Origin of the sequence: Acinetobacter sp. Q85-2, assembly GCF_013420555.1 — a bacterium.
GTDB classification, from domain to species: Bacteria; Pseudomonadota; Gammaproteobacteria; order Pseudomonadales; family Moraxellaceae; genus Acinetobacter; species Acinetobacter indicus.
Genome location: NZ_VOXW01000004.1, coordinates 139343 through 156329, shown reverse-complemented (window position 1 = coordinate 156329; position 16987 = coordinate 139343). Strand labels below are relative to the sequence as shown.

General features: G+C 46.5%; 17 protein-coding genes. 7 read left to right on the top strand and 10 right to left on the bottom strand.

Going from position 1 to position 16987, the window contains the following annotated elements:
• Window positions 1–225: 225 nt before the first annotated feature.
• Window positions 226–879, top strand: a complete 654-nt coding sequence (gene nfsB / locus FTT68_RS03285) for an oxygen-insensitive NAD(P)H nitroreductase (protein WP_005178567.1) — start codon at window positions 226–228, stop codon at window positions 877–879.
• A gap of 121 nt (window positions 880–1000) precedes the next feature.
• Window positions 1001–1210, top strand: coding sequence for a hypothetical protein (locus FTT68_RS03280; protein ID WP_035363206.1), 210 nt, complete (start codon window positions 1001–1003; stop codon window positions 1208–1210).
• Here the strand turns inward: FTT68_RS03280 and FTT68_RS03275 are convergent.
• The 4 genes from FTT68_RS03275 to FTT68_RS03260 form a co-directional block, all read right to left on the bottom strand.
• Window positions 1173–2027 (bottom strand): DMT family transporter, encoded by an 855-nt coding sequence (locus tag FTT68_RS03275; protein WP_104494872.1) that lies wholly within the window; start codon window positions 2025–2027, stop codon window positions 1173–1175. The genes FTT68_RS03280 and FTT68_RS03275 overlap by 38 nt on opposite strands.
• A gap of 111 nt (window positions 2028–2138) precedes the next feature.
• Window positions 2139–3176: a class II fructose-bisphosphate aldolase gene (fba, locus tag FTT68_RS03270; protein WP_005178575.1), complete on the bottom strand. Its 1038-nt coding sequence runs from the start codon at window positions 3174–3176 to the stop codon at window positions 2139–2141.
• Window positions 3177–3313: 137 nt separating this feature from the next.
• Window positions 3314–3589, bottom strand: a complete 276-nt coding sequence (locus tag FTT68_RS03265; protein WP_005178577.1) for a hypothetical protein — start codon at window positions 3587–3589, stop codon at window positions 3314–3316.
• A gap of 132 nt (window positions 3590–3721) precedes the next feature.
• Entirely contained in the window at window positions 3722–4909 is a 1188-nt protein-coding gene (locus tag FTT68_RS03260) for a phosphoglycerate kinase (RefSeq protein WP_127798862.1), read from the bottom strand.
• Between the two features lie 143 nt (window positions 4910–5052).
• Between FTT68_RS03260 and FTT68_RS03255 the strand changes: the two genes are divergently transcribed.
• From FTT68_RS03255 to FTT68_RS03245, 3 genes are all read left to right on the top strand, one after another.
• A complete protein-coding gene (locus FTT68_RS03255; protein WP_168390631.1) occupies window positions 5053–5436 on the top strand; it encodes a DUF2237 family protein in 384 nt (127 codons plus the stop codon).
• A complete protein-coding gene (locus FTT68_RS03250) occupies window positions 5436–6026 on the top strand; it encodes a nucleoside triphosphate pyrophosphatase (RefSeq protein ID WP_180175206.1) in 591 nt (196 codons plus the stop codon). Before FTT68_RS03255 ends, FTT68_RS03250 begins: the two co-directional genes overlap by 1 nt.
• A gap of 169 nt (window positions 6027–6195) precedes the next feature.
• Window positions 6196–7377 (top strand): cupin domain-containing protein, encoded by a 1182-nt coding sequence (locus tag FTT68_RS03245; protein WP_180175205.1) that lies wholly within the window; start codon window positions 6196–6198, stop codon window positions 7375–7377.
• A 4-nt stretch (window positions 7378–7381) separates the two neighbouring features.
• On the opposite strand, the gene FTT68_RS03240 is transcribed toward FTT68_RS03245, so the two are convergent.
• On the bottom strand, window positions 7382–9271 hold the full coding sequence (locus FTT68_RS03240) for an ATP-binding protein (protein ID WP_216605607.1): 1890 nt from the start codon (window positions 9269–9271) through the stop codon (window positions 7382–7384).
• A complete protein-coding gene (locus FTT68_RS03235; protein WP_016659055.1) occupies window positions 9268–9954 on the bottom strand; it encodes a response regulator transcription factor in 687 nt (228 codons plus the stop codon). Before FTT68_RS03235 ends, FTT68_RS03240 begins: the two co-directional genes overlap by 4 nt.
• A gap of 262 nt (window positions 9955–10216) precedes the next feature.
• On the opposite strand from FTT68_RS03235, the gene FTT68_RS03230 reads away from it, so the two are divergent.
• Window positions 10217–11887: an FMN-binding glutamate synthase family protein gene (locus FTT68_RS03230; RefSeq protein ID WP_005178590.1), complete on the top strand. Its 1671-nt coding sequence runs from the start codon at window positions 10217–10219 to the stop codon at window positions 11885–11887.
• Window positions 11888–11928: 41 nt separating this feature from the next.
• On the opposite strand, the gene FTT68_RS03225 is transcribed toward FTT68_RS03230, so the two are convergent.
• Genes FTT68_RS03225 through FTT68_RS03210 form a run of 4 tightly spaced genes read right to left on the bottom strand, consistent with a single transcriptional unit; the run spans window position 11929 to window position 15674 of the window.
• Window positions 11929–12972, bottom strand: a complete 1044-nt coding sequence (locus FTT68_RS03225; protein WP_005178596.1) for an alpha/beta hydrolase — start codon at window positions 12970–12972, stop codon at window positions 11929–11931.
• The gene (locus FTT68_RS03220; protein ID WP_180061756.1) at window positions 12972–14099 is read right to left on the bottom strand and encodes a YdcF family protein; all 1128 of its coding nucleotides are present in this window, start codon (window positions 14097–14099) and stop codon (window positions 12972–12974) included. The genes FTT68_RS03225 and FTT68_RS03220 overlap by 1 nt, the downstream gene beginning before the upstream one ends.
• A 15-nt stretch (window positions 14100–14114) precedes the next feature.
• Complete coding sequence (gene murB, locus FTT68_RS03215) at window positions 14115–15152, bottom strand: UDP-N-acetylmuramate dehydrogenase (RefSeq protein WP_016659057.1); 1038 nt, start codon at window positions 15150–15152, stop codon at window positions 14115–14117.
• A 15-nt stretch (window positions 15153–15167) separates the two neighbouring features.
• Window positions 15168–15674, bottom strand: a complete 507-nt coding sequence (locus FTT68_RS03210) for a low molecular weight protein-tyrosine-phosphatase (RefSeq protein WP_005178601.1) — start codon at window positions 15672–15674, stop codon at window positions 15168–15170.
• A 118-nt stretch (window positions 15675–15792) separates the two neighbouring features.
• Between FTT68_RS03210 and FTT68_RS03205 the strand changes: the two genes are divergently transcribed.
• Window positions 15793–16953 carry an iron-containing alcohol dehydrogenase gene (locus FTT68_RS03205; RefSeq protein WP_180175204.1) on the top strand — a complete coding sequence of 387 codons (1161 nt, stop codon included), beginning with the start codon at window positions 15793–15795 and terminating at the stop codon, window positions 16951–16953.
• Window positions 16954–16987 lie beyond the last annotated feature (34 nt).

The window sequence follows — 16987 nt, the reverse complement described above, 5'->3', positions numbered from 1 at the left end:
CCTGTCTCCATTAAATGCCGATTTTTAAAAATTGCCAATATTCAAAACCACTGTTGTGATTTGATTTAACACTTAATCGGGCAATAACTGAAAATACGATGAGCATATTTTAAGGTTAATTTTGACAATAAAATTGCAGCGAATATGCCATCAAAGCCATCAAAATGGCGTATGATGCTGAAGGTTCAGCCTTTCTCAATTTATCCTTATTGCTGGAGTATCTTTATGGATTTGCTCGACGTCGTACGCAGCCGCTATACCACCAAAGCCTATGATCCTGCAAAAAAAATTCCTCAAGAGCAGTTTGAACGCTTTCTCGAAATTCTCCGTTTTACCCCCTCTTCTATTAATATCCAGCCCTGGCATTTTTTTATTGCCGAGCATGATGCAGCCAAGCAGCGCATTGCCAAAGCCCTGGTCGGGAAATATGCCTACAATGCGCCTAAAGTCTTAGATTCTTCCCACACCATTTTGTTCTGCACCAAAGCCGATATTAGCGATGAGCATCTGGACAATTTGTTGCAGCAGGATGATGTCAGCGGCCGCTTTAAAGATGCCAGTGCCAAGCAGGGCCAGAAAGACAGCCGTAGCGGATATGTGGATTATTACCGCAATGAAAAAGGTGATATTCAGCGCTGGGCCGAAAACCAGACCTTTATTGCCTTGGGTCAGATGTTGCTGGCTGCCGGTATTGAAGGTGTAGATGCCACCCCGATTGGCGGCTTTAATGAACAGATTCTGACGGAAGAACTAGAATTACAGGACAAGGGTTTAATTCCATCGGTGCTGCTGACCTTGGGCTATCGCAGTGAGCAGGACTTTAATGCTAAACTTCCCAAGTCACGCCTGAATAAAGATGAAATTTTCACCAAATTGTAAGAACTACATTACATAATACAGGGACGAAAGTCCCTGATTTCGGCTTGATTTTTGCTTTCCCTTTCACAACACAATAATAATAGACCGGAGAAGAAAGATCTCTATCCTTGCCCAGCTCCCAATGAAGTTTGAATGTCGTCAATGCAATAAACTGTATTTGCATCAATATCAGCAGGAAAAACGCCATTATCCTCATTGTCCGAGCTGCCAGAAAGCCGGTCTGCTACTGGGCATTGCCGAACTTCAGGACCTGATCAAACATCCGCTGATTTTTGCTGCCAGCTTCATCAAATTCAAGCCGTCATCGCATAAGCTAAACACATCACACTAATGATGCCCAGCCCCAGCCCGATGGCGGTGCTGGGTTTTAATTTTTCTTTAAAGAACAGCAAACCGCTGATTACCCCTAAAATCACCACCAGAATATTCATGCCGGCAAATACAACCGCCGGTGAATCTTTTAAAGCCATATGTGCTTTGACATAAAACGCGATATTGGCAAAATTCAGCATCCCCAAAATTAAGCCTGCCACTATATTTTTGCCACTGCCCCAGCTTTTGTGCTGAATCAGAATATACCCCAACGATAAAATAAAAGCGCAGATGAACATTAGGTTCAATACCAGCGCAAACTGCAGGCCTAAACCGGTGGTGTATTTCAGCAACACATCAATCAGCGCATAACCGACCCAGACCAAAGCCAAATACAGCATACCCGCCTGGGCGGACGATGCACCGCCACGATGCGAATATAAAATACACAGTACCGCTGCAATCCCCAACGCAATCCCGACAATTTTCAGGCTATTAAACTGTTCCTGGAAAATAAAATAGGCCGCAGTTAAAGACAGCACCACCGACAGCCGCTGGGCAATTTCGGTTTTTAAAATTCCGGCAGTTTGTAATGCTTTGGCTAAAAACAGGAATACGCTTGGCAATAATACCCCTAAAGCCAGAATCAGCAGCCACGGCGTGTCGGTGAGGGACAGCTGTTGTACATTAGGCTGAAACCACCAAAAACACAGCACACTGGCCGAGGCATAATTCCAGCTGATCATCTGCAAAGGTGAATAGCCGCGATTCTTTGCGACTTTCAAGAGAATCGACACCACCACACTACAAATGGCCGCTGCTAAAATCAGTTCCATGATCTACTCTTATTTATATGCATTATGTGATCTGCTCTGCTGCACTATAGCGGTTCAGATACAGAAAAGCCCACGCAATGTGGGCTTTTTTTATAAATACTTCACCAGTAATTATTTATAACGATCTACCATTTTCTCTAAAGAAATTGGACGGATCTTGTCGGCATTGCCCGCAGTACCAAACGCTTCGTAACGTGCAACACAAATATCTTTCATTGCATCGACCGTTTTAGCGAAGAATTTACGTGGGTCAAACTCGCTTGGTTTTTCAGCCATGAAGCGACGCATTGCACCAGTAGACGCCAGACGCAAGTCGGTGTCGATGTTAATTTTACGCACACCGTGCTTGATCGCTTCAACCAGCTGCTCAACAGGTACACCATAAGTTTCCTTGATGTCACCGCCATACTGGTTAATGACTGCCAGCCATTCTTGTGGCACAGAGCTTGAACCGTGCATCACCAGATGCGTATTTGGCAGTGCCGCATGAATTTCTTTAATACGGTCAATCGCCAGAATATCGCCTGTAGGTGGACGGGTGAATTTGTACGCACCGTGTGAAGTACCCACTGCAATTGCCAGTGCGTCTACATTGGTGTCTGCTACGAAAGAACGTGCTTCTTCAACTGAAGTCAGCAATTGAGAGTGATCCAGTACACCTTCTGCACCGACACCATCTTCTTCGCCGGCCATACCTGTTTCAAGGCTGCCTAGACAACCGATTTCACCTTCAACAGAAACGCCACATGCGTGCGCCATTTGTACCACACGACGGGTCACATCTACGTTGTATTCATATGAGGTCGGAGTTTTACCATCTTCACCCAGTGAACCATCCATCATGACTGATGAGAAGCCAAGCTGGATAGAACGTTGACATACGTCAGGACTGGTACCGTGATCTTGGTGCATCACCACCGGAATGTGTGGCCATTCTTCAATTGCAGCCAAAATAAGATGACGTAAGAATGGTGCGCCTGCGTACTTACGGGCACCTGCAGATGCCTGTACAATTACAGGTGAATTCGTCGCATCTGCGGCCAACATGATTGCGCGCATTTGTTCTAAGTTGTTTACGTTAAACGCTGGTACGCCGTATCCGTGTTCACCGGCGTGATCCAATAGCTGGCGCATTGAAATAAGAGCCATAATATCCTCCCAGGTAATGCTGCATATTCTACATGGGGATTTGTTTCAATTCAGCAACAAAACGTCGTATTTAAAAAAAATCCCTGCCAATGCAGGGACTTTTATACAAATTACTACAATTTGTGGAACTTTTAGGATTATTGCGCTTCAGATGCTGGCGCTGCTGCGCTGTCTGGGGTTGCGGCATCTGCTGGTGCATTGGCCACTTCTTCAGGCACATCGGTATTGTTTTCATCAAGTACTGGCTGATCAATTGCATCAATCGCCGCTTGCTGTTCTGCAGAAATTTGCTCTGACGCTACAGCTGCTGATGCATCTGCAGTGGTCGCTGTTGCATTGTCGTCTTTTTTAGCACATGCAGTGAAAGCTAAAGATGCAGCAAGTAACGCGGCAAGAGTTAATTTTTGGTTCATCAGAATATCCTACAACCCGGTGATTTTTGATCATAATATTTCAGAAACATGACAGTTTTATGACTAAAAAATGAAGTGCATAAAAAAGGCTGACCGAGGTCAACCTTTTGTCATCTTGCAAGCGTGTGCGAATTAAGCACGTTCTAGCAATACGGCAACTGCTGGTAAGGTCTTGCCTTCTACAAACTCAAGGAAAGCACCGCCACCTGTAGAGATATAACCAATTTTGTCTGCAACTTCATATTTGTCGATGGCAGCCAAGGTGTCACCACCACCTGCAATTGAGAAGCCTTCTGATTCAGCAATCGCTAAAGACAGGGCTTTAGTCCCTTCACCGAACTGATCCACTTCGAATACGCCAACTGGGCCATTCCAGAGAATGGTTTTAGAAGTTTTCAAGATCTCAGCAAATACTTTTGCTGTTTCTGGACCGACATCCAGAATCATGTCGTTGTCTGCCACATCTTCTACTTTTTTCACGGTTGCTTTGGCAGCTGCCAGTGAACCCAAGAAGTCATCAAAGTTGATTTCAGACGCATCAGCAACTACCACATCCGTTGGAAGTGGTACAGATACTTTGGCAGCAATGGCTTTGGCTGTGTCGATCAAATCATTTTCACACAGTGATTTACCCACGTTGTAACCCGCAGCGGCCAGGAAAGTATTGGCAATACCACCACCCACAATCAACTGGTCGCAAATGTCAGACAGTGATGTCAATACATCCAGCTTGGTGGATACTTTAGAGCCGGCAACAATCGCCACCATTGGTTTTTCTGGGGTTTGCAGTGCACGGCCCAAGGCATCCAGTTCAGCAGCCAGTAAAGGACCTGCTGCAGCCACTTTAGCAAGACGCGCAACACCTTCAGTTGACGCTTCTGCACGGTGCGCAGTACCAAAGGCATCCATTACGAATACATCACACAGCGCTGCATATTTTGCTGCCAGCTCAGGATTATTTTTCTTTTCACCCACGTTAAAGCGGCAGTTTTCAAGTAACACCACTTGACCTGCTTCTACCTCTACACCATCCAGGTAGTCAGTCAATAATTTGACTTCCTGGCCCAGTGCTTCGGTCAGGTAAGCTGCGACAGGCGCAAGTGATTGTTCAGCTTTAGGTTCACCTTCAACAGGACGACCCAGGTGAGAATACACCATTACGGCTGCGCCTTTTTCCAAAGCCGCTTTAATTGTCGGTAAGGCAGCACGTAAACGCGCATCGCTGGTAATCACACCATTTTTCACCGGCACGTTTAAGTCTTCGCGGATCAGAACACGCTTTTGTGCCAGGTCGAGGTCAGTCATACGCTGAAAATTCATGTATAGCTCACTTTTTAGATATTAAAATCGCCAAGATTCTAAATGATTATGCAGAAAAAGGTTAGCTTCTTTTGCAGAAAAGCTAACGATTGCCAAAGTTTTGTTATGATAGGAAAAAAACAGACCTGATAATTCTTATGCCTATGTCTATACATCCAGATCCAACCCTGAACCGTTTAAATGTTTTAGGCGAGCCTTTGGCCAGCTGCTGTTTTGACCCGATTACCGGCTATTTTCGTAATGGCTTTTGCCATACGGCGCCCACGGATCTGGGCCAGCACACTGTTTGTGCACAAATGACCTCGGAATTTCTGAACTTTTCCCAGAAAATTGGCAATGACCTGATCACACCGTTGCCTGAAGTCGAATTTCCGGGCTTAAAACCGGGTGATTTATGGTGTATTTGTGTGACCCGCTGGGTTGAAGCCTATCAGGCCGGTAAAGCACCACCCGTAAAAATTCAGGCCTGCCATCAGGCGGTACTGTCTTACGTTCCCTTAGATATTTTGATGGAATATGCTGTCTAATGAAGCGTCCGATTATTCTGGCGTCCAGCAGCCAGACCCGTAAAGAGCTGATGGACCGTTTAAAGCTCGACTATCAGTGTATTACGCCCGACATTGATGAATCACCGCAAGGTGAAAACCATGCCGATGATCTGGCCAAACGGCTGGCTTTTGAAAAAGCCCAGAGTATTGCCGAGCAATATCCTGAAGCCATTGTGATAGGTTCCGATCAGGTGGCGTGGCGTGAAGGTGCGCCCGATATTTTTATTGGTAAACCGTTAAGCTCGGAAAAAGCCATTCGCCAGCTGCAGGCCAACTCGGACAAAATTGTCTACTTTAGTACTGCGCTGAGCGTACAGCAAAAATCCAGCGGTTTTGAACAGACCCTTGTCGAACACTACAAAGTCAAATTCCGTAAACTGAGTCTGGATGAAATCGAGCGCTATGTGGCACTGGAACAGCCGCTGCATTGTGCCGGCAGTTTTAAATGCGAAAGTCTGGGGATTAGCCTGTTTGAACAGATGATTGGCCAGGACCAGACCACCTTGATGGGTATGCCAATGATTCAGCTGTGCCAGATTCTCCGCCAGCTTAATCTGCAGATTCCCTAAACACGGTAATGCAATACCCAAAATGATCAGGTGCCTGTCCTGATCATTTTTTTCGCCATCTTTTCCCTTCTGCCACTTTTCTAAATTTCCTCAAGATGAAGTTCATCACTTGCACCACCGCACAACTCAAGGGACAATAACAGCTAAATTTATGTTGTAGTTATTTGACATGTCTCAACCTTTAGACGTTTTAGGCGGAATCACCGCTGAACAATTCCTTGCCGAATATTGGCAAAAAAAACCGCTGCTGGTGCGTAATGCTCTGCCTGAAATTGCCAATATTCTTGAGCCGAGTGATGTCATGGAGCTGGCACTGGACGAAAATATCAGCGCCCGCTTAATCAAGCAGAAAGATCGTGATCCCAACCAGTGGTCCGTAAAATCTTCACCGCTATTAAAAGCCGATTTCCAGAAAATGCCAAAGCTGTGGACGCTGCTGGTCCAAGCGGTAGATCACTACTCTTTTGATCTGGCGGAACTGTGGAAAAAATTCCCGTTTATTCCGCAGTGGCGCCGTGATGACATTATGGTGTCATATGCGCCAAAAGGCGGTTCGGTCGGCAAGCATTTCGACTTCTATGATGTATTCCTTGTACAAGGCTATGGGCACCGCCGTTGGCAGTTGGGTCAAATGTGTGATGCTGAAACTGAGTTTGTTGCAGGTCAGCCGTTAAAACTGCTTCCTGAAATGGATGTACATTTTGATGAAGTGCTCGCACCAGGCGATATGCTCTATGTACCACCGGGTCTATCTCACTACGGCGTTGCTGAAGATGACTGCCTCACTTTCTCTTTCGGTTTCCGTATGCCGAATGTCAGTGACATGATGGATCGTGTCGGTGATAAATTTTCTGAAAATGAAAATTTACGCAATCCACTTACCGATATCATTCGTGATCAAATCTCTAAAGCAGGTGAAGTGACTCCGAATGAACTTGAATATTTAAAATCAAAAATCATGGAGCAACTGCACAATTCAAACGTGCTTGAAGATGCCATCATGAGCTTGATGTCAGAAGCCAAATATCCTGAAAATATTCCTGAAGCAGAAGAAATTGGTACAGGTGATTTGGAAGAAGCGCTTGATCAAGGCTATAGCATTATGCTTGAACCTGCTTCACGCTTACTTTATACCGAAGAAGATGGCGAAACCTTGTTCTGGGCAAATGGCGAAGGTCTGTATATTTCGGATGAGTTTGCGCCTTTACTGAAGCAGATTGCTGATGGTGAACTCGTCGAGCTGAATGAAGACCTGTACCATGAAGACATTTTGGAAGATGTAGCCCAGTTACTCAATGATTCTGTGCTGATGCTGCTGCCAGCTGAAGATGCAGAAGATGAGGCCGAATAAGGGCTTAATCCTGAGGTGATACCACTAAAATCGCCTTGATTAAGGTATAACCGGGTGTAGAGTTCACCTTTAACTCTGCACCTATCCGCGCCAGACGCAGCTTCATACTGCGTACGCCAATACTCATCCCGTGATCGAGCACCCCATGGGTATCAAATCCAATTCCATCATCCTGAATACTTAAACATAAAGTCTGTTCATCGGGAAAATCCAGTGTCACTTGCACATGCTTGGCCTGACTGTGCTTCACCACATTGGTCAGACTTTCTTCCAGCACCCGCATCAGGTTCAGACATTGCAGCGGTGTCGGTTGCACTACCCATTCACTGGCAATGTTCCAGGTGGCCCGCATCTCAACTTCATCCATGAGCTGGCTAAAACGATGACGCACCGGCGCAATCCATAACACCGGCGTTTCCGGCACTTTGGCGCCAATTGAGGAGCCACTGTCAATAATTTGCCGCAAATCATCACGCAGTAATTTCAAAATCGACAGAAACTGGCGGTTACTCATGGGCTGCTCGCTCTGATCAACCATAATCATTGAACGCACCAGCGAAGCACCCAGGCCATCATGCAAATCATGAGAGAGATGAATCCGCTCCTGCAAGCGCACATTTTCCAGTTCCAGATAATGCTTTTCCGACATGCTCTGTTTTAAGTCTTCACGAACCTCAAACACCCGGTATTCCAGTTGCTGGTTAAACTGCTCAATTTTCTGCATGCTTTTGGTGGTGCGAATCCCGAGAATTAATGCAATAAACAGCGTCACCACCGGCGAGGTATACGGTGATAAGGGCTGTAAATCGGTATCAAACGGCGCAGCCAACAGTGCAATATCTAAAGCGGCAAAGATAATAATCAGGCTTAAACAAATCACCAGCAGGATATTTTCTACCCGCGGCACGCGGAAGGTTAAACGCAGCAGATACAGGAAAACCCCGAAAAATAGCAGGCTATAGCCTAAAAATACCAACCCGAAAACGGTTTGTGCATGTTCGAGTGGCGTTACGAAAATGCCCAGAATCACCGCCACCGAACAGATAAAGGCGGTTTCTTCCAGTATCGGAAATTTTTTATCCACAAAACGTAGCAAATAGACAATGAATGACAGAATATACAGCACAAAAAAGGCAATATTGGCCTGTGCCGCCATCAGCGTATTCGGGAAGGGATAAGTTTCCGTGCTAATAATATTGGAGACAAATAACAGCCACAGCAAACAGCTTAAGGCAAACCAGCCATAACTGACTTCTTTACGCCGAAACAGCCAGATCACCAGACACAGTACGCCCAGGGTTGCCGATAAAATCGCATTAATCACAAATAAGGTACGGCGATCCCAGATCTGTTGCTGATATTCCGTATAACTGTTATAGACATTCTGGAAGGAAACATCACCGAGACCGGCGGATTGAAAGGCATAGCCCCGGACATAGACTAAAATTTCATTCTGGTCGGGACGCAAGCCACTAATCGGTAAAATCCAGTAGCGTGGCATATTCCAACTTTTGGAGAGTGGTTCTTCCAGATGCCGGTTTGACCAGATTAAATCGCGGTTTAAAAACACCGCACCCGCACTATTTAAATAATTAATAGAAAATACAATCGACTGGTCCAGCACGGCCGGTTCCTGACAGGACCAGTTCCAGACAATTTTGTACCACACCCCGCCGTTATAATCTGGCCAGCGCTCGTTCCAGCGATCAGGCAAAGTCACAGGCTGCCATCCTGTATGTGGATGGCTATGAATATCCGGTGTCTGTACGGTGCTGACCGACTGAATATTAACCTGACAATACGGGTCTATGGCATAGCTTTGCTCTGCATACGCACTCGATAGACAAAGATAAAGACAACAGCCGCACCAAAACTGGAGCAATCTGTAGATCATAAAATGCCTAATGAGCGCGCTGTACTGACTGCCTTGGTGCGTTTACTCACCGAGAGCTTGCGATAAATATGCTTGATATGACTTTCCACGGTATACCGCGACACAAACAGCTGCTCGGCAATTTCCCGGTTACTCAGGCCCTGCGCGACCAGATTTAGAATTTCATGTTCACGGTTGGTCAGCTGTTCAATATCTTCATCGGGCTGTTTAAACGGCTTGGCAATTTCCTGTGGTTTCTGTACTGAAATCTGCGACAGTATTTCCCGGGCAATAAAGGGATCAATCGGTGCGCCGCCTCTTAAAATACTGCGAATGGCCATGATCACTTCAGTATCGTCGCGTTCTTTTAACACATAACCGGTAGCGCCCGCCTGAATGGCCGAAAACAGGCTGTTTTGCGTACTCCAGGCCGAAATCACCAAAATTAGTACACTGCTGTCTTTGGCCCGAAGCTGTTCAATCAGTTCAATTCCATTGCCATCTGGCAACCCCAAATCGACCAGCGCCAAAGACACCGGCTGTTCTTCAATTTTCTGTAATGCTGCTTTTAAATGGCTAACAAAAATCAGCATGTCATTGCTGTAGCCCATTTCAAGGAGGATATGTCTGAGGCGTGACTGAATCATGGGTTCATCTTCCACAATCAGCACAGGGGCCGGTAATATTGATTCTGTAATGTCCACTGTCTTCCCCGATCTTTTAACTTTCAATATAGCGATATTATTAAACGGTTCTCTATCCCTAGAATTAAGGAATTTCAGAGTGTTAGCACTGTTATTTTTATGATTTCAGCATAGCAGCTATTTTTTAATTTTTATAGATTTTATTGCTCATTTTTAAGCTGTGCTAAAGCCCTTGCCAAATTTCACAAATCATTACTTGTATGCCCTATTCAGAATCTGCACAGTAATACAAGATTGAATTCGCAATGGAAAAATCATAACAATGCCAAGTCCAGCCCAAGCCATTCGCCATAAACTTTTAAATACTTTTTTCTCCCGTCACTCGGTCTGGTTTGCCTGTATTTTAATTGCGCTGGGGATTACATGGCTTAGGCTATTTTATGAGCCACATTATATTTATTATTTTCTGTCCGATGGTGTAATTAACTCACTCTGGCTAATCACCACACTGCTGAGTCTGGTCGGTCTGTATGATGTCATTCAGACCAAGCATTCCATTCTGAAAAACTACCCGATTATGGGTCATTTCCGGTTTATTTTTGAAGATTTCCGCCCCGAAATTCGCCAGTATTTTATTGAAGCCGATCAGGATGCCCAGCCTTTTTCGCGCATGCAGCGCAGTTTGGTCTATCAACGTGCCAAAAATGAAAATGCCGATAAACCCTTTGGCTCGATTTTGGATGTGTACGAAGCCGACTACCGTTTTATTGTGCATTCCTTGCGCCCCTGCCCACCGGCTGATCCAAAAACCTTCCGGATTCATATTGGCAATGAACAATGCAGCCAGCCTTATAGCGCGTCGATTTTAAATATTTCTGCCATGAGTTTTGGCAGCCTGAGCGCCAATGCCATCCGTGCCTTAAATAAAGGGGCCAAACTTGGTGGCTTTTATCATGACACTGGTGAAGGCAGCCTTAGCCCGTATCATCTGGAATATGGCGGCGATATTGTCTGGCAAATTGCCAGTGGCTACTTTGGTTGCCGCACCGCAGAAGGTTTATTTGATCCGGAAAAATTTGCCCGTCAGGCCGGTAATCCGAATATCAAGATGATTGAACTCAAGCTTTCCCAAGGTGCCAAGCCGGGCCATGGCGGTATTTTACCGAAACATAAAATTTCAGAAGAAATCTCGCAGATTCGTGGCGTGCCGCGTGACCGCGATTGTGTGTCACCTTCACGCCATCCTAGTTTTAGCACCCCAATTGAAATGCTGCAGTTTTTACAGCAGCTACGCGATTTATCCGGTGGTAAACCGGTGGGCTTTAAACTGTGTATTGGCCAGCCCTGGCAATTTATGAGTATCGTCAAAGCCATGCTGGTGACCAAAATTGTGCCTGACTTTATTGTGGTGGATGGCTCAGAAGGCGGTACCGGTGCCTCCCCGATTGAGTTTAGTGACTATATTGGTACGCCGCTGCGTGAAGGCTTACTATTTGTGCATAACACCCTGGTCGGTGCCGGCCTGCGCAGCAAAATCAAGCTCGGGGCCAGTGGTAAAATTATCAGTGCCTTTGATATTGCCAGTACCTTTGCCTTAGGCGCAGACTGGGTCAATTCCGCTCGCGGTTTTATGTTTGCTGTCGGCTGTATTCAGGCACAAAGCTGCCATACCAACCAATGTCCGGTCGGTGTCGCCACCCAGGATAAAGACCGTCAAAAAGCGCTGCATGTGCCATCCAAAGCAGAACGGGTCTATAACTTCCATAAAAATACCATGCATGCCCTGTCGGAAATGATTGCGGCAGCCGGTTTAAAACACCCGGCCGATATTCGTGCCCATCATCTGGCGCAGCGGATTAACGACCGGGAAATTAAAAACTATGCCCAGCTGCATTTCTGGTTGAAAGAAGGCGAATTACTGAGCTGTGAAAATAAAGATGAAGAAAACTTTTATTTCCGTATGTGGAATTTGGCCAAAGCGGAAGAATTTTAAAAAAGAGGCTCAGGCCTCTTTTTTATGAAATGGAGGAAAGCTTAATAATAAGTCTTGGAATTCGAAGCATGCAAAAAGGCTGGAATCAAACCGGTTAAGGCCGCACGAATATCCGGGCGCTCATTAATCAGTTGATGTGACCCTTCTTCCAGCATCAGCAAGGTTTGCAGGCGGAATTTACGCCGGATAAACTCGATGTTATAACGCCAGTCCACAGTCTGATCTTGCGCGCCCTGTGCCAGCCACACCGGAATCCGGCACGCTGGTCGCTGCTCCATTTCCAGCATCCATTTGGACATGGCCAGAATCCAGTCCATGCCCATCATGCGTGGTTGTAACGGATCTTTTAAGCGCACAAAACGCAAAAATTCCGGGTTATGGTTATTGCGTCTAAAATGGCGCGGCACTTCGCGTTTAATCCGGCGGATAATTCCGAGGCCCACCGAATTATGCCACCAGGCACTTTTGGCCGGACGGATGAGAGGTGATAATAACAACACCCGCTCGACAAACGGATTCTCCCGGCGCTCGGCAAATTCCAGTAAATGATGCATCCAGATCGCACCACCGGTACTTTGCCCTACCCCTAGCCAAGGCTTAGGCAATTGATCGGCATTGCGCACATATTGGTAAATGGCGTGTAGCACCTGCTGGTAATGATCAAAATTCTGGATACTGGCGGGCGAGCCATTACTTAAACCATGGCCGGGCAAATCATAAGTCAAGACACTAAAGCCCTGCTCCAGAATTTCTTTGACAATCGGCTGATAAATGCCGCTGTGCTCCAGATAGCCATGCAGTAAAAACACCGTACCTTTGCTTTTTTCCAGCTTGCCCGCTTCAAGTTTAGGCTGAAACACCTGCACATGCAGTTTAAACAGCGGCATTTGCACATAACCCTGCCAATGCTCGCACTCTAAGCTGTCAAAACCGTAAAGCTGGCGATAGGCCTGAATATCCACCGTGGGCGCATAAGGCCGGTTCAGGTTTAAAGGCTCCAGCACCTGCGGCGTGGTATCGCGGCTAGGAACCGGTAAATCCAGCTGTTTCAGCACACTCGGATTTAAAAACGGGATATTCGGCATTATGGCACCTCCCGGCAGTCGCTCGAACCAAACAGCATATCGCGGATGGTGGCCAGCATTTCATAATTGGCACGGCGGCTATGATCATAGTTCTGCTCACTAGGCTGCCATTGGGTCAACTCGGTTGGAATTGGCGCGACCACCGGCACGGTTTCAATGCCGTTTAAGGCAAACAAACGGCGTGTGCGCGGCATGTGATATTGATCGGTGATTAAAATCACCGTTGGTGCGCCGCCTTTTTTCTGTAGCAGCAAGGAACTAAAACGCGAGTTTTCACAGGTGTTCATACTGCGATCTTCCAGCAAGTTGGCTTCAACCCCGCGTTCTGCCAGCCATTTCTGCATATAAGGTGCTTCAACACCGCTCAGCACAATGGGTAATTTATACTGTTTTTCAATTTCTAAGGTTTTTTCTAAACGTAGTCGTGTGTAGTTATTCACAATAATATCTTTTTGATTTTCATGTAAGGTCAGACCGCCGCCCAGAACCACAATTGCATACGGCTGGGAAGTTATTTGCGGCTTCTGGCTATTTTGTTGTTGAATCAGTGCGATATCCTGAAAAATTTCTTCATCAACCGGTACGGTTTCAACCGCTGCCACTTCATGGGTTCTTAAAAATTTCAGATACTGTTCCATTAGGGCCTGATTTTCAGAGCTGTCTAACTCCAATAAATCCTGTAACTGCTGTGAAGGCTGTGCAAGTTGCGCCTCAGATGCGGAAACATCGGCCAGCAATGGAATTTGCGGTGTGCTGTCCTGCTCTTGTTCCTGCTGACTGCGCTGCTCATCCTGAATTAAAGTCTGCAAGGCTTTATAGCGTGCCTGAATGATGGTGAGATTCTGTGAATTTTTGGCCTGAATCTCTTCTTCCATCACTTTTAAATAAGCTTGCCGGGCAATCCACAAATTCGAGCCAGGTTCCAGATTTTCCTGATCGGTCAGTGCCCCCATCTGCTGGCTTTGTGCAGCCACTTCATTGACCTCCACCGGCACAATGGTATTCAGCACTTTTATCACAAACTTGGAATAAAACGGCGAATAGATAAAAACCACCAGACAGCCCATCAGCACAAATAGCACAGCCGCCATTTGTACGATACGCACCATCCAGTGAGTTCTATTCATAAATGCCTAACCTGATTAAAAGGTATTGTGGGGAATAATCAGCCCGGCGTCATTAAACAGCACCGGTTCTGGTTCTAAGTGTATCCCAAATTTTTGGTACACGTCCTGCTGTACTGCCTGATATGTTGCCTGAACATCGGCCAGGGTCGCATTGGCATAATTGACAAGCACCAGTGCCTGCTTGTGAAACATACCGACCATGCCCAGCTGCTTCCCTTTCCAGCCAGCCTGATCAATAAGCCAGCCAGCTGCAATTTTGACCTGGCCTTCGGGTTGCGGATAATGCGGCATGTTCGGGAACTGAATCGCTAGCTGTTCATAGACCGCGGCAGTCACCACCGGATTTTTAAAGAAACTGCCAACATTTGGAAATTGCTGCGGATCTGGCAGTTTACTTTGACGGATCTGGATCACCTGGCGTTGCAGGTTTTCCGCGGTTTGCTCATCACCCACCGCGGTTTTTAAATCGCCATAATTCAGTTTCAAGTCCGGCTGTTTCCGCAGCTTGAACGTGACATGGGTGATGATATAGCGGTTCGGATTTTCTTTGAAAATACTGTGACGGTAGGCAAAATGGCAGTCACTGGCCAGAATCGAATTAAACTGACCGTTATAGCGGTCATAAACCTGTACCGATTCAATAAATTCACCGACCTCAACCCCATAGGCACCAATATTCTGTACCGGCGATGCACCGACCAGACCGGGAATTAAGGCCAGATTTTGCAGGCCAAATAACTGCTGCGTGGTGGTCCAGAGCACAAAATCATGCCAGACCTGACCCGCACCGACGCGAATGGTGCTGAAATTGTCATCTTCATTCAGGAATTCAATGCCCTGAATATCCATATGTAACACCAGCGCCTGAATCTGCTCTGGCAGCAGCATATTACTGCCGCCCGATAAAATCAGCACATTCAGCTGCTGTAACTTGGCATAGTTTAAGGCTGCGATTAAATCATCGGTAGAATGCACCTTAATATAATGAGACGCATTTGCAGCCAGATTTAAGGTATTAAAAGGCTTAAGCTGGACCTGATGTTGAATGTTCATATTCTTAAACCTGATTTAAGCCAATTCTGTTTTTAAAATATTGATCCAGGCCTGTGCACTGGATTCACACTGATCCAGCACGCGTTCAAAGCCATCGGCTTCGCCATAATAAGGATCAGGCACTTCATGACGTGGATATTGTGGATCATGTTCGCTCATTAGCGCCACTTTGGCACGTAGCAACTCTGCGCCATATTCTTCGGCTGCATGACGTTTTAGATGCTGAATATTTTGCAGGTTTTCCTGATCCATCGCCAGAATCAGATCAAAATCCAGAAAATCGCGCGTAGTTAACTGACGGGCACGCAAGGCAGATAAATCATAGCCACGCTGCAAGGCATGTTGCTGGCTGCGCGCATCGGGCGCTTTGCCCGGATGATAATTACTGGTGCCGGCAGAATCGACCCAGATATTCAGTTGCTGTGCATCACAATAATGTCTGAACACCACTTCCGCGGTAGGTGAACGGCAGATATTGCCCAAACAGACACATAACACCTTGTATGGCGTTCTGGATGACATAACAACCTCAAAACTGCTTTCTTTTAAAGTGTCTTATGTTAAGTTATTTGCAGGATGAATCCTATATTGTCACTATAGATAAATGTTGATTTAAGTATAAAAATTAAGGATAAAGCGTATGAGCCCATTTCAATTCCAGACTGTGCCCAACATTATTGCCGGACTGGGCAGCATCCAACAGCTCAAAGCCCTCCTGACTGAACAGAACAATCAACGTGTGCTGCTGGTGACCGATCCGGGGATGGTGCAATTACAATTGCATGCGCCTGTTTTGGAAATTCTCGAAGCTGCAGGATGTAATTACTGCATTTATTCTAGCGTACAGGCCGATCCACCGGAACATATTGTGCTGGAAGCCGCCGAATTCGCCCGGCAAAACCAGATAGATACAGTCATTGGTTTTGGGGGCGGCAGCTCGCTGGATGTGGCTAAAATTATTGCCCTGCTGGCCCATCCTGAACAGAAACAGCAATTGCATGAGATGTATAGCATCAATCAGGCGCAAAAACCGCGTTTGCCTCTTATTCTAATTCCAACCACGGCCGGTACCGGCTCGGAAGTGACGCCTATTTCCATTGTCACCACCGGCGAAACCACCAAAACCGGCATTGTGTCTGCTGCCCTGTATGCCGATGTCACCATTTTAGATGCCAACTTTACCCAGAACCTGCCGGCACACATTACGGCCGCCACCGGTATTGATGCGATGGTACATGCCATTGAAGCCTATACCTCCAAACACAAAAAGAACTTTTATGCCGATATGCTGGCGATTCAGGCACTTAAACTGCTGAACCAGAATCTGCATCTGGTGCTAAAAGATGGCAACAATATAGAAGCCCGTCAAAATATGCTGGTCGGCTCGATGCTGGCCGGACAGGCTTTTGCCAATGCACCGGTGGCAGCAGTCCATGCACTGGCCTATCCGCTGGGTGGACATTTTCATTTGTCGCATGGGCACAGCAATGCGCTGGTCTTAACCGAAGTGCTGAAATTTAATGCACCAGCCGCCAAGCAGCAGTATGCCGAATTGATGACCTTGCTCGACCCATCCAGCAAAGGCTGTGTAGATGGCTTGTGTGATCTGTTTATTGACCACATGCAAAACTATCTGGACCGCAGTGGTCTGACCTTAAAACTGAATGCCCTGAATGTACCTGAAAACATGCTGGAACAGCTGGCCGAGGATGCCATGTTACAAACCCGCCTGCTGCAAAATAATCCACGCGACATGGAAAAACAGGATGCGCTGGCCATCTATCAGGCGATTTATCAATAAGGCTGAAGCTATTTAAAGTTGTGGTAAATCAAAA

Coding starts and splice junctions, on each gene's coding strand:
- nfsB (WP_005178567.1), top strand. CDS start 226: ATGGATTTGCTCGACGTCGTACGCAGCCGCTATACCACCAAAGCCTAT.
- FTT68_RS03280 (WP_035363206.1), top strand. CDS start 1,001: ATGAAGTTTGAATGTCGTCAATGCAATAAACTGTATTTGCATCAATAT.
- FTT68_RS03275 (WP_104494872.1), bottom strand. CDS start 2,027: ATGGAACTGATTTTAGCAGCGGCCATTTGTAGTGTGGTGGTGTCGATT.
- fba (WP_005178575.1), bottom strand. CDS start 3,176: ATGGCTCTTATTTCAATGCGCCAGCTATTGGATCACGCCGGTGAACAC.
- FTT68_RS03265 (WP_005178577.1), bottom strand. CDS start 3,589: ATGAACCAAAAATTAACTCTTGCCGCGTTACTTGCTGCATCTTTAGCT.
- FTT68_RS03260 (WP_127798862.1), bottom strand. CDS start 4,909: ATGAATTTTCAGCGTATGACTGACCTCGACCTGGCACAAAAGCGTGTT.
- FTT68_RS03255 (WP_168390631.1), top strand. CDS start 5,053: ATGTCTATACATCCAGATCCAACCCTGAACCGTTTAAATGTTTTAGGC.
- FTT68_RS03250 (WP_180175206.1), top strand. CDS start 5,436: ATGAAGCGTCCGATTATTCTGGCGTCCAGCAGCCAGACCCGTAAAGAG.
- FTT68_RS03245 (WP_180175205.1), top strand. CDS start 6,196: ATGTCTCAACCTTTAGACGTTTTAGGCGGAATCACCGCTGAACAATTC.
- FTT68_RS03240 (WP_216605607.1), bottom strand. CDS start 9,271: ATGATCTACAGATTGCTCCAGTTTTGGTGCGGCTGTTGTCTTTATCTT.
- FTT68_RS03230 (WP_005178590.1), top strand. CDS start 10,217: ATGCCAAGTCCAGCCCAAGCCATTCGCCATAAACTTTTAAATACTTTT.
- FTT68_RS03225 (WP_005178596.1), bottom strand. CDS start 12,972: ATGCCGAATATCCCGTTTTTAAATCCGAGTGTGCTGAAACAGCTGGAT.
- FTT68_RS03220 (WP_180061756.1), bottom strand. CDS start 14,099: ATGAATAGAACTCACTGGATGGTGCGTATCGTACAAATGGCGGCTGTG.
- murB (WP_016659057.1), bottom strand. CDS start 15,152: ATGAACATTCAACATCAGGTCCAGCTTAAGCCTTTTAATACCTTAAAT.
- FTT68_RS03210 (WP_005178601.1), bottom strand. CDS start 15,674: ATGTCATCCAGAACGCCATACAAGGTGTTATGTGTCTGTTTGGGCAAT.
- FTT68_RS03205 (WP_180175204.1), top strand. CDS start 15,793: ATGAGCCCATTTCAATTCCAGACTGTGCCCAACATTATTGCCGGACTG.